The 24,960-nt window shown below is 36.8% G+C and carries 23 protein-coding genes and 1 riboswitch; of the genes, 22 read left to right on the forward strand and 1 reads right to left on the reverse strand.

Annotated elements, in window-relative coordinates:
* Positions 1-2: 2 nt before the first annotated feature.
* From ybeY to pepT, 11 genes are all read left to right on the forward strand, one after another.
* Positions 3-485 (forward strand): rRNA maturation RNase YbeY, encoded by a 483-nt coding sequence (ybeY, locus tag AC6UD2_RS03315; protein ID WP_010021378.1) that lies wholly within the window; start codon positions 3-5, stop codon positions 483-485.
* Entirely contained in the window at positions 469-864 is a 396-nt protein-coding gene (locus AC6UD2_RS03320; RefSeq protein ID WP_039142962.1) for a diacylglycerol kinase family protein, read from the forward strand. Before ybeY ends, AC6UD2_RS03320 begins: the two co-directional genes overlap by 17 nt.
* A gap of 13 nt (positions 865-877) precedes the next feature.
* Positions 878-1,786, forward strand: coding sequence for a GTPase Era (gene era / locus AC6UD2_RS03325; protein ID WP_010021382.1), 909 nt, complete (start codon positions 878-880; stop codon positions 1,784-1,786).
* 32 nt (positions 1,787-1,818) lie between these two features.
* The gene (recO, locus tag AC6UD2_RS03330; protein WP_500698147.1) at positions 1,819-2,568 is read left to right on the forward strand and encodes a DNA repair protein RecO; all 750 of its coding nucleotides are present in this window, start codon (positions 1,819-1,821) and stop codon (positions 2,566-2,568) included.
* Positions 2,569-2,848: 280 nt separating this feature from the next.
* Positions 2,849-3,826: a glycine--tRNA ligase subunit alpha gene (glyQ, locus tag AC6UD2_RS03335; RefSeq protein WP_500698011.1), complete on the forward strand. Its 978-nt coding sequence runs from the start codon at positions 2,849-2,851 to the stop codon at positions 3,824-3,826.
* A complete protein-coding gene (gene glyS / locus AC6UD2_RS03340) occupies positions 3,827-5,905 on the forward strand; it encodes a glycine--tRNA ligase subunit beta (RefSeq protein ID WP_500698012.1) in 2,079 nt (692 codons plus the stop codon).
* 46 nt (positions 5,906-5,951) lie between these two features.
* Positions 5,952-7,772 carry a DNA primase gene (dnaG, locus tag AC6UD2_RS03345; protein WP_500698013.1) on the forward strand — a complete coding sequence of 607 codons (1,821 nt, stop codon included), beginning with the start codon at positions 5,952-5,954 and terminating at the stop codon, positions 7,770-7,772.
* Positions 7,773-7,798: 26 nt separating this feature from the next.
* Positions 7,799-9,058: an RNA polymerase sigma factor RpoD gene (gene rpoD, locus AC6UD2_RS03350; RefSeq protein ID WP_082019935.1), complete on the forward strand. Its 1,260-nt coding sequence runs from the start codon at positions 7,799-7,801 to the stop codon at positions 9,056-9,058.
* Positions 9,059-9,117: 59 nt separating this feature from the next.
* Complete coding sequence (locus AC6UD2_RS03355; protein WP_500698014.1) at positions 9,118-9,822, forward strand: tRNA (adenine(22)-N(1))-methyltransferase; 705 nt, start codon at positions 9,118-9,120, stop codon at positions 9,820-9,822.
* Positions 9,809-10,621 carry a Nif3-like dinuclear metal center hexameric protein gene (locus tag AC6UD2_RS03360; RefSeq protein ID WP_500698015.1) on the forward strand — a complete coding sequence of 271 codons (813 nt, stop codon included), beginning with the start codon at positions 9,809-9,811 and terminating at the stop codon, positions 10,619-10,621. The genes AC6UD2_RS03355 and AC6UD2_RS03360 overlap by 14 nt, the downstream gene beginning before the upstream one ends.
* Before the next feature lie 11 nt (positions 10,622-10,632).
* Positions 10,633-11,871 (forward strand): peptidase T, encoded by a 1,239-nt coding sequence (pepT, locus tag AC6UD2_RS03365; protein ID WP_500698016.1) that lies wholly within the window; start codon positions 10,633-10,635, stop codon positions 11,869-11,871.
* Between the two features lie 48 nt (positions 11,872-11,919).
* On the opposite strand, the gene AC6UD2_RS03370 is transcribed toward pepT, so the two are convergent.
* Entirely contained in the window at positions 11,920-12,096 is a 177-nt protein-coding gene (locus AC6UD2_RS03370) for a DUF2929 family protein (RefSeq protein WP_500698017.1), read from the reverse strand.
* Between the two features lie 128 nt (positions 12,097-12,224).
* Between AC6UD2_RS03370 and dnaE the strand changes: the two genes are divergently transcribed.
* The 11 genes from dnaE (at position 12,225) to AC6UD2_RS03425 (ending at position 24,941) form a co-directional block, all read left to right on the forward strand.
* Complete coding sequence (gene dnaE, locus AC6UD2_RS03375) at positions 12,225-15,566, forward strand: DNA polymerase III subunit alpha (RefSeq protein ID WP_500698018.1); 3,342 nt, start codon at positions 12,225-12,227, stop codon at positions 15,564-15,566.
* 115 nt (positions 15,567-15,681) lie between these two features.
* A complete protein-coding gene (gene pyk, locus AC6UD2_RS03380; protein ID WP_039142941.1) occupies positions 15,682-17,442 on the forward strand; it encodes a pyruvate kinase in 1,761 nt (586 codons plus the stop codon).
* Positions 17,443-17,531: 89 nt separating this feature from the next.
* Positions 17,532-18,401: a CvfB family protein gene (locus AC6UD2_RS03385; protein ID WP_500698019.1), complete on the forward strand. Its 870-nt coding sequence runs from the start codon at positions 17,532-17,534 to the stop codon at positions 18,399-18,401.
* Between the two features lie 6 nt (positions 18,402-18,407).
* Positions 18,408-19,295: a site-specific tyrosine recombinase XerD gene (xerD, locus tag AC6UD2_RS03390; RefSeq protein ID WP_500698020.1), complete on the forward strand. Its 888-nt coding sequence runs from the start codon at positions 18,408-18,410 to the stop codon at positions 19,293-19,295.
* Between the two features lie 36 nt (positions 19,296-19,331).
* Complete coding sequence (locus AC6UD2_RS03395; protein WP_500698021.1) at positions 19,332-19,715, forward strand: riboflavin biosynthesis protein RibT; 384 nt, start codon at positions 19,332-19,334, stop codon at positions 19,713-19,715.
* Positions 19,681-20,403, forward strand: coding sequence for a segregation and condensation protein A (locus tag AC6UD2_RS03400; RefSeq protein ID WP_500698023.1), 723 nt, complete (start codon positions 19,681-19,683; stop codon positions 20,401-20,403). The genes AC6UD2_RS03395 and AC6UD2_RS03400 overlap by 35 nt, the downstream gene beginning before the upstream one ends.
* 8 nt (positions 20,404-20,411) lie before the next feature.
* Positions 20,412-20,969: an SMC-Scp complex subunit ScpB gene (scpB, locus tag AC6UD2_RS03405; RefSeq protein WP_500698025.1), complete on the forward strand. Its 558-nt coding sequence runs from the start codon at positions 20,412-20,414 to the stop codon at positions 20,967-20,969.
* Entirely contained in the window at positions 20,966-21,691 is a 726-nt protein-coding gene (locus AC6UD2_RS03410) for a pseudouridine synthase (RefSeq protein WP_500698026.1), read from the forward strand. The genes scpB and AC6UD2_RS03410 overlap by 4 nt, the downstream gene beginning before the upstream one ends.
* Before the next feature lie 6 nt (positions 21,692-21,697).
* Positions 21,698-21,818, forward strand: a riboswitch (FMN riboswitch).
* A gap of 59 nt (positions 21,819-21,877) precedes the next feature.
* Positions 21,878-22,456 (forward strand): ECF transporter S component, encoded by a 579-nt coding sequence (locus AC6UD2_RS03415; RefSeq protein WP_039142921.1) that lies wholly within the window; start codon positions 21,878-21,880, stop codon positions 22,454-22,456.
* Positions 22,453-23,514: a helix-turn-helix domain-containing protein gene (locus tag AC6UD2_RS03420; RefSeq protein WP_500698027.1), complete on the forward strand. Its 1,062-nt coding sequence runs from the start codon at positions 22,453-22,455 to the stop codon at positions 23,512-23,514. Before AC6UD2_RS03415 ends, AC6UD2_RS03420 begins: the two co-directional genes overlap by 4 nt.
* The gene (locus AC6UD2_RS03425) at positions 23,514-24,941 is read left to right on the forward strand and encodes a RecQ family ATP-dependent DNA helicase (RefSeq protein WP_500698028.1); all 1,428 of its coding nucleotides are present in this window, start codon (positions 23,514-23,516) and stop codon (positions 24,939-24,941) included. The genes AC6UD2_RS03420 and AC6UD2_RS03425 overlap by 1 nt, the downstream gene beginning before the upstream one ends.
* The last annotated feature ends 19 nt before the right edge of the window (positions 24,942-24,960 follow it).

Below are 24,960 nucleotides of genomic sequence, written 5' to 3' on the forward strand. Positions count from 1 at the left end.
ATATGGATCTTGAAATATATGATCAAACTCAAGATGGAGTTGATCCCCAAAAAATTACTCTGATTAGAGATATTCTAAATTATGCTGCTAAGTACATTAACTTAAAGGATAATACCGAGATGTCAGTTACCTTAGTTAATAATGACCGTATTAGAGAAATTAATCGTGATTATCGTGGAGTTGATCGGGCTACGGATGTAATTAGTTTTGCAATTGAGGACCAGAGTGATGACGATTTTCCAGTGATTATGAATGATGAAATGAAGAAGGATATTCCTGAAAATATCGGGGATATTTTTGTGTGTGTTGATAAAGTAGCCGAACAGGCTGACTTTTTAAATCATTCTAATGATCGAGAGTTAGGGTTCTTGGTTGTTCATGGATTTTTACATTTAAATGGTTATGATCACATGAAACCTGAAGACGAAGCGGTAATGTTTCCTCTTCAAAGAAAGATTATGGATTCTTATGGACTCACAAAATAACAAACAAACGGGCAAAAACAAAAATTTCATCCAGGCTTTTGGTCACGCTTATGACGGTATTAAATGGGTTTTTATTCACGAACGAAATTTTAAGTTTGATATGGCGTGTGCCGTTATTACGATGGGATTAGGATTTATTTTACGGATTCGACTGGAACAATTTATGTGGCTTTTGACAGCCATTATTTTAGTACTTGTTGGTGAAATCCTTAACACTGTGGTTGAAAGAATCATGGATTTTATGAGTGATCATCATTATGATGAACGAGTAAAAGTGATTAAAGACGTTGCAGCTGGTGGTGTGGTACTAACTGCTATCTTTGCAATTGTCGTTGGACTATTTGTGTTTGTTCCAAAAATTATTGAATTATTGAATTAATTAAGGGGAAAATATGGCAGAGACTTCAAAATACAAATCAGGATTTGTAGCAATTGTAGGACGTCCTAATGTTGGTAAATCAACGTTTTTAAATCGAGTGATTGGCCAAAAAGTGGCCATTATGTCTGAAAAGGCTCAAACAACAAGGAACAAGATTCAGGGAATTTACACTACTGATGATGCGCAGATTGTTTTCATTGATACTCCTGGAATCCATAAGCCTAAGAACAAGTTAGATGACTATATGGATGAAGCTGCTCTCTCTTCTTTAAAGGAAGTTGACGCAGTTTTATTTATGGTCAGCGCAACTGAGACACGTGGAGCTGGCGATAATTATATTATTGATCAACTAAAGCAGGTTAATAGTCCCGTCTATTTGGTTATTAATAAGATTGATGAGATTAATCCTAATAGTTTATTACCAATTATGGATACCTATAAACGGGCTTATGATTGGGCAGATGTATTTCCAATTTCTGCTCTTCAGGGTAACAATGTTGATGAACTATTGAATACTTTAGTTGCTAAGCTTCCAGAGGGTCCCCAGTATTATCCGGATGACGAAATTACTGATCATCCCGAACGTTTTATCGTAGGAGAATTGATTCGAGAAAAGGTTTTGGAATTAACCAGACAGGAAATCCCTCATTCAGTTGCTGTGCAAGTCGAAAAAATGAAGACACAAGATAATGGTAATGTTCATATTGATGCCAATATTATTGTAGAAAGAAAGGGTCAAAGAGGCATCCTAATCGGCAAAAATGGTGGAATGCTTAAAAAAATCGGAACCTTAGCTCGAAAAGAAATTGAAGATTTACTTGGAAGTAAGGTATATCTGGAGTTATGGGTTAAGGTTCAACCGAGTTGGCGTGAAAAAGAATCCGCTTTAAGACAATTAGGATACCGCAAAGATAGTTACTAGGTGATATTTTGTCAGTAAATCCAAAGAGCCAAATGTTTCATGGAATTTTGTTATACCGTAAAAATTATCGTGAACATGATATGTTGGTGAAATTTTTAACGGCTGAAGCTGGACTTAAAATGTTCTTTGTAAGAGGAGCTAATAAGGCTAATTTTAAAATGGCAGGAGACATTTTACCCTTTAGTTTTGGGACCTATGAAGGTACTTTAAAACCAGAGGGATTGTCATACATTAGTAGTGGGAATGACGTTAAACATTTTGAACAAATTTCGAATGACATTTATTTGGATGCATATGCCACCTATATCATGACGTTAATTGATGCCGCTTTTCCTGAAGGGGTTAAAATTAGTGATTGGTTTAATCGTTTATACTATGCGTTGAACATGATTAACAGTGGGTTTGATGCTGAAGTTGTTACTAATATTATTGAAATTCAATTATTACCGGTTTTTGGGGTGGCACCAGATTTTAAGTCGTGTGTGATCTGCCATCAAACTAATAAAAAATTTGATTATTCGGAAGAGTATGGTGGTATTATTTGTGAGGATCATTTCAATATGGATCCTCATCGAATGCATTTAGATCAAAAGACAATTTACTACCTTCGTTTATTTTCAGCGGTTAATTTAAAAAAGATCGGAAATATTCAGGTTAATGAAAAAACTAAGAAGAAATTACGAAGCGTAATTGATAAAATTTATGATAGTTCTGTCGGATTGAATTTAAAAAGTAAAAAATTTTTAGATCAGATGAACGATTGGAAAATTAACCTTAAATAATGATTAAACGTTGACGGTTGTGACTGATAATTTTATAATTAAGTTAGTTAAATAACTGACCTTGATGAAAGATGGTTTATATTTATGACATCTCAGTGAAGCCACGATGGTGAGAAGTGGTCGATGTTAATATGGATTGGCACTTTCGGAGTCGTTTAATCTCGAGTTGCTGATTAAGTTCAGAAGTAGGGTGGAACCGCGAATAAATCGTCCCTATGTAGAAGTAGTGATACTTTTGCATAGGCTTTTTTATTTGCTTATTAATTAGGAGGAAAAAGTAATGACGGAAAAATTATCGGTTCAAGATATTATCAGTACTTTAGAGTCATATTGGAGTTCATTAGGTTGCATGCGGATGCAATCATATGACACGGAAAAAGGTGCAGGAACCATGAGTCCTTACACTTTTCTACGTGCAATTGGTCCAGAGCCCTGGAACGTTTGTTACGTAGAACCATCAAGACGTCCCGCTGATGGTCGTTATGGCGAAAATCCTAATCGACTGTATCAACATCATCAATTTCAAGTTTTGATGAAGCCCTCTCCGGATAACATTCAGGAACTGTACATTAATTCATTAGAGCAGTTGGGAATTAATCCGCTTGAACATGATATTCGTTTCGTTGAAGACAACTGGGAAAACCCCTCAATGGGATGTGCAGGAGTCGGCTGGGAAGTCTGGCTTGATGGAATGGAAGTTACCCAGTTTACCTACTTTCAAGTTGTTGGTGGACTTACCATGGATCCAGTTGCCGTTGAAATCACGTATGGACTTGAACGTTTGTCTTCATACATTCAAGATGTTAATAATGTTTTTGATCTTGAGTGGGGTAATGGAGTTAAGTATGGCGATATCTTTAAAGAACCTGAGTATGAACATTCCAAATATAGCTTTGAAGAGTCCGATCAGAAGATGTTGCACCAAATGTTTAATGCCTATGAAAAGGAAGCTAAACGATTAATTTCCCTTGGACTAGTTCACCCTGCTTACGACTATATCTTGAAGTGTAGTCATACTTTTAATTTACTCGATGCCAGGGGTGCCGTTTCGGTAACCGAACGGGCTGGTTATTTATCACGAATTAGAAAAATGGCACATGCAATTGCGAAGGCTTTTGTAGCAGAACGTAAAAAGCGTGGTTTCCCACTCATTAAGGATGAAAAGAAACGACAAGAACTTTTGCATGATGATCAAAAAGATAAAAAGAAACATAAAAAAAATGGTAATAATCGTAATAACGGAAAGGGGGAGAAATAAATGTCAAGAACATTTTTATTAGAAATTGGATTAGAAGAAATGCCAGCACATGTGGTTACTCCCAGTGTCAATCAACTGGCAGATAAGACGGCTGCATACCTAAAAGATCAACGAATTTCTTATGATCAAATCAAAAAATTTTCTACCCCACGCAGATTAGCAATTCAGATTACGGGGCTGGCTGATAAGCAGCCTGATGTTGATGAAGAAGTAAAGGGTCCTGCCGAAAAAATTGTAAAGGATAAAAATGGTGATTGGAGTAAAGCTGCCATTGGATTTACTAAGGGACAAGGACTATCTCCAGCGGACATTGTCTTCAAAGACGTCAAGGGCACAAAATATGCCTTCGTTAAAAAGCACATTGAAGGGAAACCAGTCCAGGTCGTCTTAAGCGGACTTAGTAATGTTGTTAAGTCCATGACATTTCCAACCCTTATGAAATGGGGAACAAATAAGTTTGAGTTTATTCGTCCCATTAAATGGATTGTGGCCTTGTTAGATGATGAAGTTATTCCAATGCAAATCGTTGACGTTCATTCAGGCCGAACTACTTGGGGACACCGATTCTTAGGAAAAGACGTCGAATTAAAAAATGCTAAGGATTATGAAGAAGCATTAACTAACCAACATGTAATTGCTGATGCAGACAAACGTAAGGACTTAATTCGGAAGCAAATTGAAGCCATTGCTAAAAAGCACAATTGGAAAATTAACATTGATAGTGACTTGCTTGAAGAGGTTAATAACCTGGTTGAATGGCCGACCAGCTTTGCTGGGAAATTTGATGATCATTTCTTAAAAATCCCACGTGAAGTTTTAATTACTTCAATGAGAAACCACCAACGTTTCTTTTATGTTGAAGATCAAAATGGTAATTTATTACCTTATTTTGTTTCCGTACGTAATGGGGACGAAAATCATCTTGATAACGTGATAGCTGGAAACGAAAAGGTTTTAACTGCGCGTCTTGATGATGCTGATTTCTTCTATAATGAGGATCAACAGCAAACAATTGATGACTATGTAAATAAACTTAAAACGGTAAGCTTTCATGATAAGATTTCATCTGAATATGATAAAATGCAACGCGTTCAAGTTATTGCAAAGTTGATTGGTGAAGAAGTGGGTTTAGATGAAGAACAGTTAAAGCATTTACAGCGAGCTGCCGAAATCTATAAGTTTGATTTAGTGACTGGAATGGTAGGCGAGTTTGCCGAATTACAAGGTGTGATGGGTGAAAAATATGCCCTATTAGCTGGTGAAGATCCTGAGGTTGCTACCGCAATTCGGGAACATTATCTGCCAATTTCAGCTGATGGACAGTTACCTAAAACTAAAGTTGGTGCAGTTCTTTCCGTTGCTGATAAGCTTGATAGTGTTATGACTTTCTTTGCTGCTGGCATGGTTCCAAACGGTTCTAACGACCCATATGCCCTTAGAAGACAAGCAGCTGGAATTGTTAGAATTGTTACCAATGAAAAATGGCGGATGCCACTTGTTTCGCTTATGAAAAATGCGATTACTCAAGAGAAGCAAGCCGACGTTTTACCAAAGGTTGATCAAAATCCAATTGTTTCTGATGTGGTATCTTTTATTAAAGAAAGAATTAAGCGACAATTAAAATCACAGGATATTCGTTATGATCTGATTGATGCAGCCGTTGGTTCCACTGACAGTGACATCTACTTTAATGTAGAAACGGCAATGACGTTAAATGATCATAAGGATGATGCTCACTTTAAGGAAGCCATTGAATCCTTAACAAGAGTGGTTCGAATTGCACAAAAGGGTAATTTTAAAGACGGATTACTTGAAGTCGATCCGAACATGTTTGAAAATGACTCCGAAAGGGTCCTTAATGAACAAGTTGACCGAATCAGCCAAAACTTCGATGAATTAAATGCTAACCAAACTTTTGAAGAACTTACTTCTTTGCGTCCAGCCATTAATGATTATTTTGATCAAACCATGGTGATGGTTGATGATGAGAAAGTTAGAACGAACCGATTAGCTGAGTTAACTAATTTGGCACGTTTGATTGATCGATTTGCGGCGGTTGATGAAATCATTGTTAAATAAAAATAATAAATAGTAGTATGTAATCCTAAGAAGGGATGGTGATTTCATGGCAAAGATTCCCGAAACGGTAATTGATGATGTCTTAAATCAGACCAATATTACTGACGTTGTTAGTAAGTACGTTAATTTGAAAAAGTCTGGGAATAACCTATTCGGTTTGTGTCCGTTTCATGAAGAGAGAACACCATCCTTTTCTGTGTCCGAAAGTAAGCAAATTTTTCACTGCTTTAGTTGTGGTCGTGGAGGGAATGTTTTTAAATTCCTAATGGATTTACAGGGAATTTCTTTTCCCGAAGCTGTAATTGCAGTGGCTAATGATGAGGGAATTAAACTTCCTGATTCAATCCAAAATGGTGGTGATAACTCTCCGGTTCACACTGAGAAAAATAATCTTATTCAGTTACAAGAAGAGGCCGCCAAACTTTATCATCATGTGTTGGTTAACACCGAACTAGGTGTCCCAGCTCTTAAGTATCTTCATGATCGAAAAATCACGGATGACATGATCGAAACTTTTAATTTAGGTTTTGCTCCAGGACAACGATTATTAAAGCCATTCTTTGAGAACAAAAAAGCCGATTATCAACTTTTGAGGAAATCGGGGTTATTCATTGAAAATTCAGATGGAGAACTAAGCGATCGATTCACAAATCGAATCATGTATCCGATTAGGAACGATAGTTCTAAGACTGTGGGATTTTCAGGAAGGGTTTTACACAAAGATCCTGATATTCCCAAGTATTTGAATAGTCCAGAGACAAGTATTTTTAACAAACGGAAAATCATTTATAACATTGATCTAGCTAAACCTAGCATTCGTAATGAACAAAATTTAATATTATTTGAGGGATTCATGGATGTCATCTCAGCCTATCAAGCTGGAGTAAAAAACGGTGTAGCTTCAATGGGGACTAGTTTAACTAATGAACAAATTTACCAGTTTAATCAGTTAACTAATCAGGTCTATGTTTGCTACGATGGTGATAATCCTGGACAAAAAGCTACTAAACGTGCCATTTCACTTTTGGGGGATGAAGGTCAGTTTACGGTTGGCGTAATTCAAATGCCAAATGGGATTGACCCCGATGAATATCGGCGAAAATATGGAAACGACAAGTTTAAAGATGCGATTAAAAGTGCACGGGAGACTACTGTCTCTTTTGAGCTACGTTTTCTTAAAACCCAGTATGATTTAAGTAATGATGAAGAAAAGTTAAATTATGTGGATGCGGCTTTAAACGTAATTGCTAAAATTGATAAACCAGTTGAACGAAGTGTCTATCTAAAACAGCTTTCAGATGAATTTGAGTTAGATATGAATGCATTAACCGTTCAGTGCAAGCAGATTCGCTCAACATTTATTAACAAACGTCAAAGAAAACAAGTTCGGATGTTGAAAACCGATACAGTTCCCGAAGTGTTGAATCAAAATCCTAAGAAGATTACTCGGGTTGAGAGTGCGGAACGGTTACTTTTATCGCGAATGTTGAATAATCGTAACGTGTGGTTGAAATTCACAGATGATCCTGAGTTCAGTTTTGTTCACGATCAGTATCAGACAATTTATTTATTAGCACAACACTATTTTCAAAATCATGATCATTATAGTGCGGCGGAGTTTAGTGATTTTTTGAAAGAATCTGATTTACAATCTACACTTGCTAATATTGAAATGGCTGCTTTATCCAATGAGCCAAGTGAAAAAGAAATTGATGATTGTGTTAGAATAATAAGGCAAGCTTTAACTGGTGAAGTGTCACTAAAAACCAAGCATCAGGCCATGATGGACGCTGTAAAGTTGGGTGATATTGAGAAAGCTGCCCAATTAGGCAAGGAATACCAGGATTTGCAAAAGAAGTATCAGTAAAAAGACAGTAATGGGAGGCAATTTCTATGGCAGAAAAAGACATTAAGAAAAATGAAGTAAATTCTACAAATAAGACTGCGAAGGCAGCTCCCAAAAAGAGTAGTGCAACCAAAAGCACTAAGAAGACTACTGCAAAGAAAACCACAAGAACTAAAACTACTAGAGCCAAGAAGACCACTAGTAAAGAAAAATTTGATAAAACTGGATACAAAAAAGTTTTTGATGCGGTTGTGAAGAAGTACAAAAAGGTGGGTCATATCACTTATGGGGTCCTTGAAGAAGAACTCCAAATTCCATTCAGTTTGAACAAGAAGCAAATGAATGAATTAATGGAAAAAATTGAGGACTCTGGGATCAGTATCGTTGATGATAGTGGTGAGCCTGACCCCCGTGCTTTAAAGGCTGCTAAAAAAGTTACCCAAAAGGAATTAAAGAATGCTTCAAGTTCCAAGGGTGTTAAGATTAATGATCCAGTAAGAATGTACCTAAAAGAAATTGGACGTGTTCCGCTACTAACGGCTGACCAAGAAGTTCAGTTAGCTTTAAGAATTGAACAGGGTGATGAAACCGCTAAACAAGAATTAGCAGAGGCTAACTTACGATTAGTTGTTTCAATTGCTAAGCGTTACGTTGGTCGTGGAATGCAATTCCTTGATCTAATTCAAGAGGGTAACATGGGTCTAATGAAAGCCGTTGAGAAGTTTGATTATCGAAAAGGATTTAAGTTCTCAACTTATGCCACCTGGTGGATTAGACAGGCGATTACTCGGGCAATCGCGGATCAGGCTCGAACGATTCGAATTCCAGTTCATATGGTTGAAACCATTAATAAGTTGATCCGAATTCAACGTCAATTACTACAGGATCTTGGTAGAGAACCACTTCCATCAGAAATTGGTGCTGAGATGGATATGCCAACTTCAAAAGTTCGAGAAATTCTCAAAATTGCTCAAGAACCTGTATCACTTGAAACCCCAATTGGGGAAGAGGATGATTCTCATCTTGGTGATTTTATTGAAGATGAAGATGCAACGAGTCCGGCTGATCACGCAGCTTATGAACTTTTAAAGGAACAATTAGAAAGTGTCCTTGATACGCTTACTGATCGTGAAGAAAATGTTCTTCGGTTGAGATTTGGCTTGGATGATGGAAGAACTCGAACTTTGGAAGAGGTTGGAAAAGTTTTCGGTGTTACCCGAGAACGAATTCGTCAGATTGAAGCTAAAGCTCTGAGAAAATTGAGACATCCATCACGTAGTAAACAACTAAAAGATTTCTTAGATTAAAAAAAGTGGCAGAGATCCCAACGGATCGCTGCCTTTTTTATTGAATTTGGAGGAAGATAATGACGGCAAAAAAATTATCGCCACGACTGCAAGCAGTTTCTGATTTAGTTCCTAATGGATCCATTATGGCAGATATTGGCTCCGATCATGCATATGTTCCAGCTTACCTATTAAAACGAGATTTAATTAAGTATGCAATTGCTGGTGAAGTAGCTCCTGGCCCACTTAAAAATGCAACATCTGAGATGGAAGAGCAGCATTTGACTGATAAAATGACAACTCGATTGGGAGATGGACTTGATGTGTTTAATCCTGATGATCACGTAAACGCCATTGTAATTGCTGGAATGGGTGGGGAATTGATCACCCAAATTCTTGAACGGGGAAAGCGTAAACTAACTGATCAAACTGCTTTGATTCTTCAGCCAAACGTTGATGAAATTCGTTTACGCAGGTGGTTAGTATCCAACCAATATGGAATTAAAGCAGAAAACATTGTTTTTGATGCAGGACATTTTTATGAAATGATGTTGGCTAAGCCAGTTGTCAAACGAGTTGAATATTCTAAGCAAGAATTGCGATTTGGTCCTGTTCTTTTAAAGCAAAAGAATCCAGAATTTATTGATAAGTGGACCGATCGAATTCGCAAGAACAAGGTTGTGTTGAATAACTTGAATAATGCAACTAACCCACCATTAGATAAAATTCGCCATATTCAGAAAATTAATGCAGAATTAAAGGAGATTTTAAATGACCACAGTTAATGATTTGATCACTAGATTTGAAGAATTTGCACCTCTTTCACTTGCTGAACCTCATGATCCTACTGGATTTCAAATTGGATCAAAGGACCAGAAAATTAAGAACGTGATGACGACCCTCGATGTAAGGCCAGAGGTTGTAAAAGAAGCAATTAATCGAGATGTAGATTTTATATTTGCTCATCATCCCGTTATGTTTCATCCAGCAAGGAATCTTGATTTGGCTGATCCACAAAATCAGATGTACGCAAATCTTTTAGAACACCACATTACCGTGTACGCTGCTCACACCAACTTAGATAATGCAAATGGTGGCATGAACGATTGGTTGGCAGATGCCATTGGTCTTCAAAATCCTACTGGCCTTGTTCCTCATTTAGATTCAAACGGAAATCCAACTAATTATTCGATGGGGCGCTTTGGCAATTTAAAACAGCCAATGAAGGTGATTGATTTGGGAAGACTATGTAAACAAGTGTTTGGAATTAATGGTTTACGAATGGTAACGAATGATGATCAACAAAATGTTTCCCGAGTTGCTATTCTTGGTGGTGATGGGGGAAAGTTTTATCCGGAAGCAATTAAACGAGGCGTCCAAGTTTATATTACGGGTGATTTGTATTATCATACTTCTCAAGAGATGCTTTCTAATGGTCTGTCTGCAATTGATCCTGGCCATCATATCGAAAGTATTTGTAAAAACAAATTAGCTGAAATGTTTACGCGTTGGTCCGACGAAAATAATTGGAAAATCAATGTATTTGCATCGCAATTGAACACGGATCCATTTGAGTTTATATAGGAGGAAGAACTATGGCTGATAGTAAACAACTATTAGATCGCTTTTTAAAGTATGTACGGGTAAATACGCGATCTAATCCCAATTCTGATACGATTCCATCTGATCCAAAGGAAGTTGATTTTCTAAATGAACTTTCTTATGAGTTAAAGGACATTGGGATGAAAAACGTACGAACAAATGAGAAGAGTGGGTACGTTTTTGCGGATTTACCTAGTAACATTGATCAAAAGGTTCCTAAAATTGGATTCATTTCTCACATTGATACGGCTGACTTTAACTCTGAACACGTTCATCCTCAGATCGTAAGGGATTATGACGGAAAATCAGTTATTAATCTTGATAAAGACGGAAAATACAAATTGGATCCAAGCGTATTCCCAACCCTTAAGAAGTATGCTGGCCAAACGTTGGTTACTACCGATGGTTCAACTCTTTTAGGAGCCGATGATAAAGCTGGTGTGGCCGAAATCATGACCGCAATGAAGTATTTAATTGATCATCCTGAGATTAAACATGGTGATATTGTAATTGGTTTTGGACCAGATGAGGAAATTGGAACTGGTGCTGATCAATTTGACGTTACTGATTTTGGCGCTGATTTTGCTTATACTGTTGATGGTGGTCCGCTTGGAGATTTAGAGTACGAAACTTTCAACGCAGCTGCCGCTACAATTAAGTTTAATGGAACCGATGTGCATCCTGGTGATGCTTATGGTGTAATGGTGAATGCTTCACAACTTGCCATTGATTTTCATAATCAGTTGCCTAAAGATCAACGTCCGGAGAACACTAAGGATCGTCAGGGATTTTACTATCTATTGGCGATTGATGGGGTGACAGATCATGCAAAGTTAGATTACATTATCCGTGATCACGATAAAGATAAGTTCAATGAACGCAAAGAATTCATTCAGAAGTTAGTTGATCAATTTAATGAAAAGTACGGCGACGGTCGAGTCGAACTGGAAATGCATGATGAATATTACAACATGGCCGAGGTAATTAAGAAGGATATGACCCCGATTAATATTGCTAAAGATGCCATGAATGAGGTTGGTATTAAACCAAATATTTATCCTGTTCGTGGTGGGACTGACGGTTCTAAGATTTCTTTTCTTGGAATTCCGACACCTAATTTGTTTGCCGGGCCCGAAAACATGCATGGCCGTTTTGAGTATGTTTCACTTCAGACAATGGAAAAAGCGGTTGATTTGATCGTCAAAATTTCAGAAGATGTTGCAAAAGAATAAAAAATAACCTGCAGATCAATCAACCTGCAGGTTATTTTTTGTTTATAATTAACGACTAATCAATCTAATTCCATTGAAAGCAATTAGTGCAACAACAGCGCCGATTACTCCAACTTGGATCCAATTATATGGTGCATCGACTAAAGCAGAGCCAATGTATCCAATAATTTCACCATAGACGAAACCCCAGAAAGCACCAGTCAAGTTAGCAGCAAATGTCTTCATAATTAACACCTCTCAATAAGAGTAGTTTATCACTATAACGGAAAAAATCAATTGCAAACATCAGCTAATGTCTGATAAATTTTACTAATTTCATTTGGTATAATGATTAGTGAAGTTTAAGAAGGGAGATGACAAATTTGGGATATAATCCATTACAAAATATTACTTCTTATAGCCTACTCCAAAGTACTAATACGGTTCCAAAATTAATCGAGAAGGCCAGGGCACGTGGTTATGACAGTGTTGCGTTAACCGACCGAAACGTACTTTATGGAGCAGTGGCGTTCTTTAATGAAGCTAAACGCCAGGGGATTAAACCGATAATCGGTTTAACGGTGGTTTTAAGTGGAATGTTTTTTAAGGAAGAGCCATCTGAACTGGTTTTGATTGCTAAGGATCATACTGGGTATCAAAACTTGATGAAAATTTCATCATTATTGATGGATAATGAGCAAACGAATCTCATTGAGAAGATCAAGAATCAATTTCATCATTTATTTGTCATTTTTCCTGAAAATAGTGAATTAAGAAAGTTAATTGAGATTGGCAGAACTGATGATGCAAGGAAGCTTATTAATGATATTAAAACTGTTTCTGATTTAAATTCAGTCAAAATCGGAGTTAATTTAAGTTTATCTAAATTATTAATGAGCCACATTCATGATCTAGCTGCTGAACTGAACGTTGATTTGGTCGCCCTTAATTCGGTTGAATATTTGGATGCTAGTGATTATTTTCCCAATGAGGTTTTAAAGGCAATTGGGACTGGTAAAGTAATGGATCATCCAATGGAAAAGCAACATCAAGTCGGATCTAAGTGGCTAAAAGATCGCCATGACGTAGAGAGTCAGTACCACGAGTTGGGACTTGATCAGGCAGTTTTAAATAATCAGAAAATTGTTGATGCTGTAAACGTTGATATTCCTCAAGAGCAACCAAAACTACCAAGTTTTACCACACCGAACCAGCTAACTTCAAAAGCATACTTACGTCAGTTGTGTGAGCAGGGGCTAAAAGAAAGACAGCTTGATCAACCAGTATACCAAAAGCGACTTGATCGAGAACTAAGTGTAATCAATCACATGGGCTTTGATGATTACTTTTTGATTGTGTGGGATGTTTTAAACTTTGCACATCGGCATGGTATTATTACTGGTCCCGGACGTGGTTCATCAGCTGGTTCGCTAGTTGCTTATACCTTAAGAATTACCGATGTTGATCCAATTAAGTATAATCTATTGTTTGAACGGTTTTTAAACGAAGAACGGGCTCAAATGCCAGATATTGATTTAGATATTCCTGATGATCGGCGTGATGACATTTTACAGTATGTCCATCATAAGTATGGGAATGAGCATGTTGCCCAAATTGTAACGTTTGGAACCTTAGCCGCTAAACAAGCCATTCGTGATGTTGGCCGAGTCTTTGGAATGACTCCAACTCAGATGTCACAATGGTCGTCAGCAATTCCTAATCAATTGTATGAATCGCTAAGCAAAGCTGAGTCAGAATCACAAAAATTAAAGAATTTATTAGCAGACCAAAAAGTTAATCAATTGTTGTTTGATACGGCAGAAAAACTCGAAGGGTTACCACGTCATTTTTCAACGCATGCTGCGGGCTTGATTTTAAGTGAAGACCCGATTGTTGATCGTTCTCCACTCCAATCCGGAAATGATGGTTTATTAATGACACAGTATTCAAAATATTATGTTGAAAGTGTAGGACTATTAAAGATCGATTTTCTTGGACTACGAAACTTATCAACAATGGCTAATATTTTAAAAATCATTCATTCTGAAATTGATCCAAAATTTAAAATCAACGAAATTGATTTAAACGATCAGAAAACTCTGAAATTGTTTCAGGCTGGGAAAACTGATGGGGTCTTTCAGTTTGAGTCATCTGGGATTCAGGGTGTGTTACGTAAGCTAAAGCCCGACAATTTTGATATGGTAGCGGCCGTTAATGCTCTTTATAGACCCGGTCCAATTAAAAATATTGATATGTTTATTGCACGTAAGAATGGGACACAGAAAGTTAATTATCCTAACCAAACCATTAGGGATATTCTTGGATCAACGTTTGGCATCATTGTTTATCAGGAACAAGTGATGCAATTAGCATCAGCTATGGGTGGTTTTACGCTTGGGCAAGCTGACATTTTAAGACGTGCCATGAGTAAGAAGCACAAAAAAGAAATGGATGATATGAAGATCCAGTTTATTAATGGTGCAACTAAAAATGGATACCCTAGTGATGTTTCTGAAACAACGTTTGATTACATTGAACGGTTTGCTGACTATGGATTTAATAAATCACATGCAGTTGCTTATAGCAAGATGGCGTTTCAATTAGCTTATTTGAAGGTTCATTTTCCTGGTCCCTTTTTTGCATCTTTATTGAATTCTGTTCTGGGGAATTCGCGTAAAATTAAAAATTATGTACAAGAAGCAAAAGAGTTTGGGATTCAGGTTGAACGTCCAGATATTAATGAAAGTATGGATGATTATACTTATCAAAATGGAAAAATCCGATTTGGATTTCGGGCAATTAAAGGCTTGCGAACTGATTTCATTAAAAACATTGATGACGAACGAAGCAAAAATGGGAACTTCCATGATTTACAGGAGTTAATCAGCCGAATTGATCCAAGATTTAGAAAAGTTGATCTCCTTAATTCATTGGCTTATTCTGGTGCGCTTGATGGTTTTGGCTATAATCGTCATGAGCTGATTAATGCTATTCCAGAGTTTATTAGTTCGGCTGAATTAAGTGGGAATTCCATTGAATTAATCCAAGCACTTGCTCCCAAAATCAAAAAGATGGATGATTTCTCCGACTGGGATAAGCTTAACAAGGAAAATGAATATTTAGGCACTTATCTAACTGGGCATCCCGTCGAACATTATGCTGGTTTACAGAAACAGATCCATGCTTTAAATACCAGCGACGTTCATGATCCAATTAAAAACGTCAAAATGATTTTATTTGTGTCCCACGTTAAAACCATTCGAACCAAAAAGGGACAATTAATGGCTTTCATCGACGGAAACGATCAGTTTGGTGATATTGACGTTACTATTTTCCCCAACCTTTATAATAAAATCAGTGGATGGTTAAAAAGTGGTATGGTTGTTGTGATTGCAGGTAATATTGAAGTTCAAAGGGGACTTCAGTTAGTGGCCAATTCGATTAAACCAGCTGCAAACGTTGTTCATAATTCCGAAGTTAAAACCAGTGGCCCAAAGTTATATCTAAAAATTGATTCAGATCATGATAAAAGTGCCATTTATCAGGATATAATGCGGGTTATTCAAGATCATCCAGGCAATACTAGGATTTTAATTTATCGGACCGCAGATGACCGCAAACAACTTCTAGATAAAAAATATAATGTAGCGATTAATACAAGTTTGATGCAAGATTTATGGAACATTTTAGGGGATAGAAACGTTGTTACACAATGATAAATTTTGACTGTGAAAACAACGACAATCCTACGGAAAAGTGATACAATACACTTGAAATCAAATAATGCGTGGTGCACAGGTGTGTGCCGTGCAAAAAGGAGAGGCTTTACTTATGAAGAGAACAAAGATCGTAAGTACACTTGGTCCTGCAAGTACTGATGTTGATACCATCACTAAGCTTATTGAAGCAGGAGCAAACGTTTTTCGTTTTAATTTTTCACACGGAGATCATGCGGAACATTTAGATCGTATGAACAAGGTGAAAGAAGCGGAAAAGAAAACTGGTAAGGTTGTTGGAATTGTCTTAGATACTAAGGGTGCTGAAATCAGAACCACTGTACAAAAAGACGGAAAGATTGAATACCACACTGGTGATCAATTTAGAATTTCAATGGATGGTAACCTTGAAGGAACAAAAGACAAGATTGCTGTTTCTTACCCCGGTTTGTATGACGATGTTAAAGTTGGTGGACACGTTTTGTTCGATGATGGTCTTTTAGATACCAAAATCGACAAAAAAGACGATGCTAACAAAGAGTTGGTAGTTACTGCTCAAAATAACGGAGTCTTAGGTTCACGTAAGGGTGTTAATGCTCCAGGAGTTTCAATTAACTTGCCTGGTATTACTAAAAAAGATACTGATGATATCCTCTTTGGTTGTGACCATGGTATTAACTATATCTCTGCTTCATTCGTTAGAAAGCCACAAGATGTCTTAGACATCCGTGCCTTACTTGAAAGTAAGAATATGGAAGACGTTCAAATCTTCCCTAAGATTGAATCACAAGAAGGAATCGATAACTTTAATGAAATCATTAAAGTTTCTGATGGTTTGATGGTTGCTAGAGGTGACATGGGAGTTGAAATCCCACCAGAAAATGTTCCAACCGTTCAAAAGCATCTAATTAAGATTTGTAACGATTTAGGTAAGCCAGTTATTACTGCTACTCAAATGCTTGATTCAATGCAAGAAGAACCAAGACCTACTCGTGCCGAAGTATCTGATGTTGCTAATGCCGTTTATGATGGTACTGATGCTACGATGCTTTCTGGCGAAAGTGCTAACGGTGATTACCCAGTTAAATCAGTTTCAATGATGAGCAAGATCGACATTCAAGCTGACAAACATTTCTTTGAATTTGGAACTCCACGTCCAAAGTTTGGCAATGGTGACGTTACCGAATCATTAGGCGATTCAGTTGCTCGAATTGCTAAAGATATGGGAATTCATACCATCGTTGCTGCAACTGGATCAGGTTACACTGCTAGAATGATTTCTAAGTATCATCCAGATGCTGATATTCTTGCTTTAACCTTTAATGATCGTGTTCGTCGTGGATTGACGGTTAACTATGGAGTTCAACCAATCTTAGTTGACAAGCCATCAAATCCTGATGAAATGTTCGAATTAGCTGCTAAGAAAGCAGTTGAAACCGGACTTGCTAAGGAAGGCGACATGATTTTGATCACATCCGGTGTTCCATTGGGTGATCAAGGAACTACTAACACTATCCGTGTTAAGTTGATTGGTACCAAGTTAGCTCAAGGACAAGGTGTCGGTGGTGAAACTGTTATTGGTAAGACAGTGGTTGCTAAAGATGCTCAAGAAGCTAATGATAAGGCCGTTGATGGTGGTGTTCTTGTTGTTAAAGACACAAACAAGGATTACTTACCAGCTATGAAGAAATCAAGTGCAATCGTTGTTGAAAACGGTGGTTTGACTTCATACGCTGCTGTTGTTGGTATTTCACTTAACATTCCTGTTATTGTTGGTGCTACCGATGCAGTTGAAAACATCAAAGATGGTCAATTAGTTACTGTTGATGGTCGTCGTGGAATCGTTTACGCCGGTAATCAATCAAAAGCTAAATAATAATTATTAATAATAAAGCATCCGAAAATATCGGATGCTTTTTTTATTTGGTATAATGGTCATTAAAAGCGTTGGGATGGAGAGATAATATGAATGAAGATCTTGGAACCGTAATTACAGGAAAAGTAATTGATGAAAATGATAAGGAATATTTTATCCAAAATAACGGGATTACCTATTCTTTGAACAAAGATGAACTGAAGAAACCCATCAAAATGGGTGGTAATTTCAAAGGATTTGTATACGAAAATGAAAAGCACCAAATGAAAATCACTCGTAATGTTCCCGATGTGGGTGTCGATAGTTACGCATGGGGAAAAGTAGTCGGTATTAAGTTTGGTTTAGGAATTTTTGTCAATATTGGTTTGCCAGATAAGGACGTGGCAGTCTCACTTGATGACCTCCCTGATATTAAATCGCTCTGGCCTGAAGTGGGTGATGAACTTCTAATTTCCCTTAAGAAGGATAGTAAAAATCGCATTTGGGGCGAATTGGCTGATTCACAGATATATAAAGCCATTTCTCAACCAGCGAATGATCCAAAGTTAAAGAATCGTGACGTAACGGCTTGGGTAATCAATCCCAAACTAATGGGAACTGAAGTTATTACCGATCATTATAATCTGGGCTTTATTGATAAGTCGGAAGAGGAACAACAACCGCGGTTAGGTGAAAAGGTGAATGCTAGAATTATTGGGATTCGTCCTAATAAAACCCTATACTTATCCCTTCGTCCTCGGGCATATGAAGTAATCGGCGAGGATGCTAAGATGATTCAAACCATCTTAGAACATAAGCCAAACAATGAATTGCCCTATAACGATAAAAGTGATCCGCAAGAAATTAAAGATTATTTTGGAATTAGTAAAGCCCAGTTTAAACGAGCACTTGGGCACTTATTAAAGGCCCGGATCATTGAAGAAACACCAACCGGAATTAAATTAGCTGAAACGAGATGAAAATAGTTGAATGACCAAGTTGAAGATTATCTCCACTATCTTTTGGTTGAACGGGGATTATCTGACAACACCATCAAAAGCTATCGGCAGGACCTAAAAGAATTCTGTACTGGTATGAAAGAAAAGCATGTTAATTCGTTTAAAGATGTTGATCAGTATGAAATCTTGAATTATATGGAAATGATGAAGCAAAAGGGCAAATCGCGTAATACTATCATTCGTTTTGTATCAACGTTACGTAAATTTTTTCAGTATCTTATGGAGTTTAAGATTATTAAACAAAATCCTATGAATAAAATTGATACACCTAAAAAGGGCAAGCATCTGCCAGATGTGCTATCTGTAGATGAAGTTGATCGTTTACTAAAAATGCCGGATACTAATAATAAGTATGGCATTCGAGATCGAACTATCTTAGAAGTGCTGTATGCCACGGGATTACGGGTTTCAGAATTGATTAATCTAAAGTTATCTGATCTTCATTTAGAGATGAATTTGATTCAAACCATTGGGAAGGGTGATAAAGAGCGAATCGTCCCAATTGGAAATGTTGCTCAAAATTGGCTTTCTAAGTATTTAAATGGTAGCCGTATGAAGTTACTTAAACATCGAACTTCACCCTATGTTTTTTTAAATGCTCATGGTGGTCGCATTAGTCGTCAGAGTGTCTGGGAAAAGATCAAACGGTATGTTAGTTTGGCTGGAATTAAAAAGAATGTTACTCCGCATACTTTGCGTCATTCTTTTGCCACCCATATTCTCGAAAATGGAGCGGATTTAAGAACGGTTCAAGAACTGCTTGGCCACTCGGATATTTCGACAACTCAGATTTATACCCACATTTCTCATGAACGTTTAAGCCAGGTCTATGACAAGTACCATCCTAGAGCATGAGTTAGTCGGTATGATCAATTGGTTGAGGTGATTATAATGTTATTTAAGTATCGTAATGATTATGAGAAGATCGTGATGGGGATGTTGTCCCTTTCTAAAAGTAGTGATAAGACAAAACATCTCTTGGAAGAAATGAATTGGTATCGAAATGCGGATAATCGTGATATTTATCTGTGGAAAGATCAGTTTGGAAACTGGGCCGGAATCGTCGGAATTGAAACTAATCCTAAGAATGTGGTTGTAAGAAGAATCACGCTGACTCCTGATGCAGATACTATTTTTAATGAATTTCGGATACTTGATAGTGTTGAAAATGAGTATCCAGATCAGAAGATCATGGGAACTTTTAATACCCAAGATGTTATTAGCAAATGGGAGTTGAGTCATGAGCAGCGACAATCTACAAATTCACTTAGATGATTTTGATGGGCCATTAGAACTTTTATTGCATCTTATTCATCAGTCTAAAATGGATATTTATGATATTAATATTAAAGATATTACTGAACAATATTTTGATTATTTGAATCAGATGAAACAACTAAATTTTGATGTTGCTGGTGATTTTTTTGTCATGGCAGCCAACTTAATGAGGATTAAGTCCAAGATGTTACTTGCTAAGGAGACCGACGATGATGAAGATGAGGATCCGCGAGATGATTTAGTGGGACAGTTGATTGAATACAAACGATTTAAACGGGCTTCCCAAAAATTGCGGGTAAAGGAAAAAGAACGAACACAATATCATTTTCGGGATCGATCGTTTAATAAATCAGATGTAATGATTGGTGCAAACGAATTTGAAGTTAGTTTGCTTGAACACGCTTGGGACAAAATTATGCGACGGCGACACCTGAGCTCAGCTCCACAGATTGAAGAGGTTCAGGATTGGGATTTTAGTGTAAATGAACAGAGTGAAATCATTAGACGGAAACTAGATTCTGCTGTAGATTATGAAATGCCATTTTCTAAGTTGTTAAGCGGTAATTATCCGCTTGAGGAATTGGTAACAGACTTTTTAGCATTGTTAGAGATGGTTAAGCACCAAAGCGTTCGCGTAGTTCAAACAAGTAATGATGGGGAAATCTTAATAAGGAAATGGAATTAATGAATTTAATGGCTGAAATTGAAGCGCTCTTGTACGTGTCTGGAGACGCTGGAATGACAATTAAACAATTAATGAAGTTGACTAGTAAAAGTGAGAGTGAAGTCCAACGTGAAGTAGACGTATTAAAAAAACGATATGCAAGCACTCAATTTGGACTTTGTATACTGCAAAATGGTGATATCATCCATATGTCAACTAAGCGAGAGTATGCTGATATTGTACAAAAATTTGTAAAAGCGGATGATGATTTGTTAACTCAATCAGCTTTGGAAACACTTACCATTATTGCTTACAAACAACCAGTCACTCGCATTGAAGTTGACAATGTTAGAGGAGTTAATAGCTCAATTTCAATCCGAAATTTACTTACGCAGAATTTAATTAAGGTTGATGGTGAAAAAAACGAGCCTAGTAAACCCAAGCTCTATGGCACTACAGATTTATTTTTAAGTGCATTTAACCTTGAAAAAATTGATGATCTGCCAGAACTTGATGAAGGAAAAGATCCCAAAGATTATGTTCAAATGTTTGATAATGAGATGAAACCATTGGAGGATCAAAAATGAGTGAAAGATTACAAAAGGTAATGGCGCATGATGGGGTGGCTTCTAGAAGGAAATCAGAGGAGCTAATTAACACTGGTCATGTCAAAGTGAATGGTAAGGTTGTTAATCAGCTAGGAGTTAAGGTGGATCCTACTGATCGAATTGAGGTTGATGGCACACCGTTAAAGAAAGAACGCTTAGTGTATTTTGCGTTGTATAAACCACGCGGGGTGATTTCATCAGTAAATGATGAGAAAGATCGCAAGACTGTCTTAAGTTTTTTTAAGAAAGTTCCAGAACGAATTTATCCCGTTGGAAGACTGGATTATGACACTAGTGGACTTCTCATTTTAACTAACGATGGGACACTTGATTTTCAATTGACCCATCCCAAATATGAGATCAAGAAGACCTACTTGGTTAAGGTAATTGGAAAACTTAATCACGAAGAGTTGAAAAAGATTCGTGAAGGTGTTTTAATTAATGGAAAGTATAAGAGTGCACCCGCAGAAGTAGAGGTGATTGCGAAGGCTGGTAATTCAAAAAATAATTCGATGCTGCGTCTAACAATTCATGAGGGTAAAAATCATGAAGTTAAAGAGATGCTAAAGGCAGTCGGTCATCCCGTTGAAAAATTAAAACGGGAGGAGTTTGCTGGAATTGGTTTAGAAAATTTACAACCTGGTGAATTTCGACAGCTTCGAAAACGAGAAGTACGAGATTTGTATGATTTAACTAAATAATTTATAAAACGTCTTCAAGGTCGGGTGAAATTCCCAATCGGTGGTTACAGCCCACTACCCAATGAAAATTGGTTGAGATGGTGAAATCCCATTGCCGACAGTAAAGTCTGGTATAAAGAAGATCAGTTTTTTATGGCGCAATTTACCCTAATTGACTTGGAGAACGTTTAATTGGAGGAAATTGTGATGATAGCTAAAGATGATCGAATTAAAAGAATTACTATAACTGCAGTGATTGGAGCGATCTCATTTTTATTGATGTTGATCTCATTTCCAATCATTCCTTACATGACTTACTTAAAATTGGATTTTTCGGATATTCCACTTTTAATCTGCTTGTTATTGTTAGGTCCTGCTGCTGCTATTGAGGCCACGGTGCTAAAGCTGTTCATCTATTGGATGGTAATGGGTTTTTCACCAATTGAATTAGTTGGCTTATCTAGTTCGTTTCTAGCATCCCTGACGATGATTTTGGTGTTTTACTTTTTGAGAAGGTACTTATTTAGAAGTCATATTATTGATTTTCTAATTGTGTTGGTAGAAACAGTTGCTTTAACAATCGTAGAAAGCCTTGCTAACCTGTTTATTACCACACCCTTATACGTAAAATTAACGAATTTAAAATTAGATTTTCCATTAGCAAAGACCATTCTATTTGGAGTAGTACCCTTTAATTTGATTAAGGGAATTATTATTGGATTGATTTTTGTGATTATAGCAAAGCAAATGCAGAAATGGATTAAAAAGCGATCTTCATGGAAATGATTAATAATACAAATGGGACCCTTTGTCTTTTGGTTTTTAGCTCACACCAAAAGCGAAGGGTTCGATTAATTGAGAATCTGTTGACTGGTAAAAAGACTGTGGCAACGCTCTATTGGGCAATGAGATACCAACTTCTCGATCTTTTGGGAGTGGGTCGTTATTTCAATATTAATCAATTAGAGGTTAATCCCTTAGTTCAAAATGGTTTAATTATGAGAACTGATAATGATCAGGTTCAATTAACCGCCGCAGGTAAACAAGCAAAAGAAGAATTAATACAGGAAATTAATGGTTCTGACCTTTCTTTTGCATTACATACTTTTCAAAAAATTGATTTGACTAACTTTAAGCAGCGTTTTCAACTTTTAGTGCAAGTTCTTTCAGAACGGGTTCATCACGTTAGGCAATATTATCCAATTAACGTTGATGGAACCAATAAAGCTTTTATCAAAAAATATTATCGACAAATTGATCGTGATCAAGCAGGTGCACTTTTAAAAGATGAGTTAAACCAGTTTTTATCTTCACTTGAATTTGATCGTGCTAATCTATTTGCTCAGGAACTAGTGGGATTTAATACCAATGGGTTAACGATGCAACAAATTGCAGCTAATTTAAATCAATCTTTATTTAAAACTGCTCTTGATGATTTAATTAACTATGCCAAGTTGGTCAGTTTTATAAGCCAACGTGACCATTCCATCGTTGCTCCATTACTGAACGGGCTATCCAAGCATTCCGTTTCTACTAGCGCTGAGGAGACTTTTACTGAATACCAACAATTACGTGATTTAAAGCAAGTTGAAAAGCGAAGAAAACTTCGTGAGTCAACTGTTTTAGAGCATTTGTTGGAGGTTGCGATTTATACACCACTAGCTGGTTTCCCATATCGTGATTTTGTGTCCTATGACTTAGAAAATAAGATAATCAGGCACCTAAGCGGAATTTTGGTCGATGACTGGGACTATCAGCAGCTATCAGATTTTCTGTCTAATCATTTGAGCTTTTTTCAATTTAGATTACTTGAGATTAAACGGACGAAACAGGATGTTAAATAATGAATGGTATGAACTTGGCAACTAAAATCCTAAATAATCGGTTTGGCTTTGATGAGTTTAAATCAGGTCAAAGTGAAACCATTCAAGCCCTTTTAAGTGGATCAGATGTTCTTTCAATCATGCCAACGGGATCTGGTAAATCGCTCATTTACCAGTTGTACGGATATTTGGTTAATCAGCCAGTTGTGATTGTGTCACCGTTAATTTCATTAATGGGTGATCAAGTTGATCGAATGAATTTTATGGGAGAAAAGCGAGTTTGCGCTTTAAATTCTATGAATGACTGGAAACAGCGAAGAGGCTTGTTACAACATCTTGATCAGTTTCGGTATATATTCGTTTCACCAGAATTATTGTCCAGTCCAGATGTACTTAGGCGCATGAAAAAATTAAATATTGGGTTGTTTGTGATTGATGAAGCGCATTGTATTTCTAAGTGGGGACTTGACTTTCGTCCCGAGTATTTGGATCTTGGCCATGAAATTAGAGCGTTGGGTCATCCACAGACACTGATGCTCACGGCTACTGCTTCCGGTAAAGTTCAAAATGACATTATTAGTCATCTTCAGCTTACTAATGTAAAAAAAATCATTGAAAATATTGATCGGCCCAATATTTTTCTTGCGGCTCATCAAAGTTCAAATGATGAAGATAAGCAAGAAGAGTTGTTTCGCTTGATTAATAAGCTGAAGTATCCTGGTATTATTTATTTTTCTAGTCGTGATAAAGCAGATGAAATTGCTGAAAAGATTAGAGCAGATGGTAACGTGAAAGTGGCGTCCTATCATGCAGGCTTAAGTAATGATGATCGTTATCGGATTCAACACCAATTTATGGATAATGAACTTCAAATTATTTGTGCAACTAGTGCGTTTGGAATGGGAATTGATAAGAATGACATTCGGTTTGTGATTCACTACCACATGCCAACCGACATGGAAAGTTACGTTCAAGAGATTGGTAGAGCAGGGAGAGACGGGAAAGAGAGCATTGCAATTATGCTCTATTCAACTGGTGATGAACAAATTGCTCAAAGTTTGATCGCTAGTTCAATTCCTAGTGACCAACAGATTAACTCGTTTTTTGATGATCCTAAGGTTAAAATGAGTGAACAACCTAAAAGACTTCTTCAGTTTTACATGAATCATGACTATAGCTGTGAGGAGACTAAAGATGTATTTGCAATGGTTGCGATGAATAAAGATCAAAGTTTAAGACAAGTTATTAGTTATATTAATAATGTTGGTTGCCGAAGAAAGTATTTACTTTCATTATTTGACGTAAGTTTTAATGATCATGATGATACTTGCTGTGATTTTGGCAACGAAAAATTCGATTTAGATTCACTACATTTATTAAGAGGTCGTAATAAGAATACTTCTAAAATAAAAAATGATTGGCATAATATCTTAGCCAGACTTTTTTAATAATAATTTGGCTCAAAAA

It is taken from the genome of Fructilactobacillus sp. X2R5C2, from assembly GCF_059901375.1.

Bases quoted from the DNA above. Each gene is read 5' to 3' on its own strand.
- ybeY (WP_010021378.1), top strand. From the start codon at position 3: ATGGATCTTGAAATATATGATCAAACTCAAGATGGAGTTGATCCCCAA.
- glyS (WP_500698012.1), top strand. From the start codon at position 3,827: ATGTCAAGAACATTTTTATTAGAAATTGGATTAGAAGAAATGCCAGCA.
- dnaG (WP_500698013.1), top strand. From the start codon at position 5,952: ATGGCAAAGATTCCCGAAACGGTAATTGATGATGTCTTAAATCAGACC.
- AC6UD2_RS03425 (WP_500698028.1), top strand. From the start codon at position 23,514: ATGAATGGTATGAACTTGGCAACTAAAATCCTAAATAATCGGTTTGGC.
- rpoD (WP_082019935.1), top strand. From the start codon at position 7,799: ATGGCAGAAAAAGACATTAAGAAAAATGAAGTAAATTCTACAAATAAG.
- AC6UD2_RS03385 (WP_500698019.1), top strand. From the start codon at position 17,532: ATGAATGAAGATCTTGGAACCGTAATTACAGGAAAAGTAATTGATGAA.
- AC6UD2_RS03395 (WP_500698021.1), top strand. From the start codon at position 19,332: ATGTTATTTAAGTATCGTAATGATTATGAGAAGATCGTGATGGGGATG.
- AC6UD2_RS03420 (WP_500698027.1), top strand. From the start codon at position 22,453: ATGATTAATAATACAAATGGGACCCTTTGTCTTTTGGTTTTTAGCTCA.
- AC6UD2_RS03360 (WP_500698015.1), top strand. From the start codon at position 9,809: ATGACCACAGTTAATGATTTGATCACTAGATTTGAAGAATTTGCACCT.
- glyQ (WP_500698011.1), top strand. From the start codon at position 2,849: ATGACGGAAAAATTATCGGTTCAAGATATTATCAGTACTTTAGAGTCA.
- AC6UD2_RS03415 (WP_039142921.1), top strand. From the start codon at position 21,878: ATGATAGCTAAAGATGATCGAATTAAAAGAATTACTATAACTGCAGTG.
- AC6UD2_RS03355 (WP_500698014.1), top strand. From the start codon at position 9,118: ATGACGGCAAAAAAATTATCGCCACGACTGCAAGCAGTTTCTGATTTA.
- dnaE (WP_500698018.1), top strand. From the start codon at position 12,225: ATGACAAATTTGGGATATAATCCATTACAAAATATTACTTCTTATAGC.
- AC6UD2_RS03400 (WP_500698023.1), top strand. From the start codon at position 19,681: ATGAGCAGCGACAATCTACAAATTCACTTAGATGATTTTGATGGGCCA.
- recO (WP_500698147.1), top strand. From the start codon at position 1,819: ATGTTTCATGGAATTTTGTTATACCGTAAAAATTATCGTGAACATGAT.
- AC6UD2_RS03370 (WP_500698017.1), bottom strand. From the start codon at position 12,096: ATGAAGACATTTGCTGCTAACTTGACTGGTGCTTTCTGGGGTTTCGTC.
- pyk (WP_039142941.1), top strand. From the start codon at position 15,682: ATGAAGAGAACAAAGATCGTAAGTACACTTGGTCCTGCAAGTACTGAT.
- era (WP_010021382.1), top strand. From the start codon at position 878: ATGGCAGAGACTTCAAAATACAAATCAGGATTTGTAGCAATTGTAGGA.
- AC6UD2_RS03320 (WP_039142962.1), top strand. From the start codon at position 469: ATGGACTCACAAAATAACAAACAAACGGGCAAAAACAAAAATTTCATC.
- AC6UD2_RS03410 (WP_500698026.1), top strand. From the start codon at position 20,966: ATGAGTGAAAGATTACAAAAGGTAATGGCGCATGATGGGGTGGCTTCT.
- pepT (WP_500698016.1), top strand. From the start codon at position 10,633: ATGGCTGATAGTAAACAACTATTAGATCGCTTTTTAAAGTATGTACGG.
- scpB (WP_500698025.1), top strand. From the start codon at position 20,412: ATGGCTGAAATTGAAGCGCTCTTGTACGTGTCTGGAGACGCTGGAATG.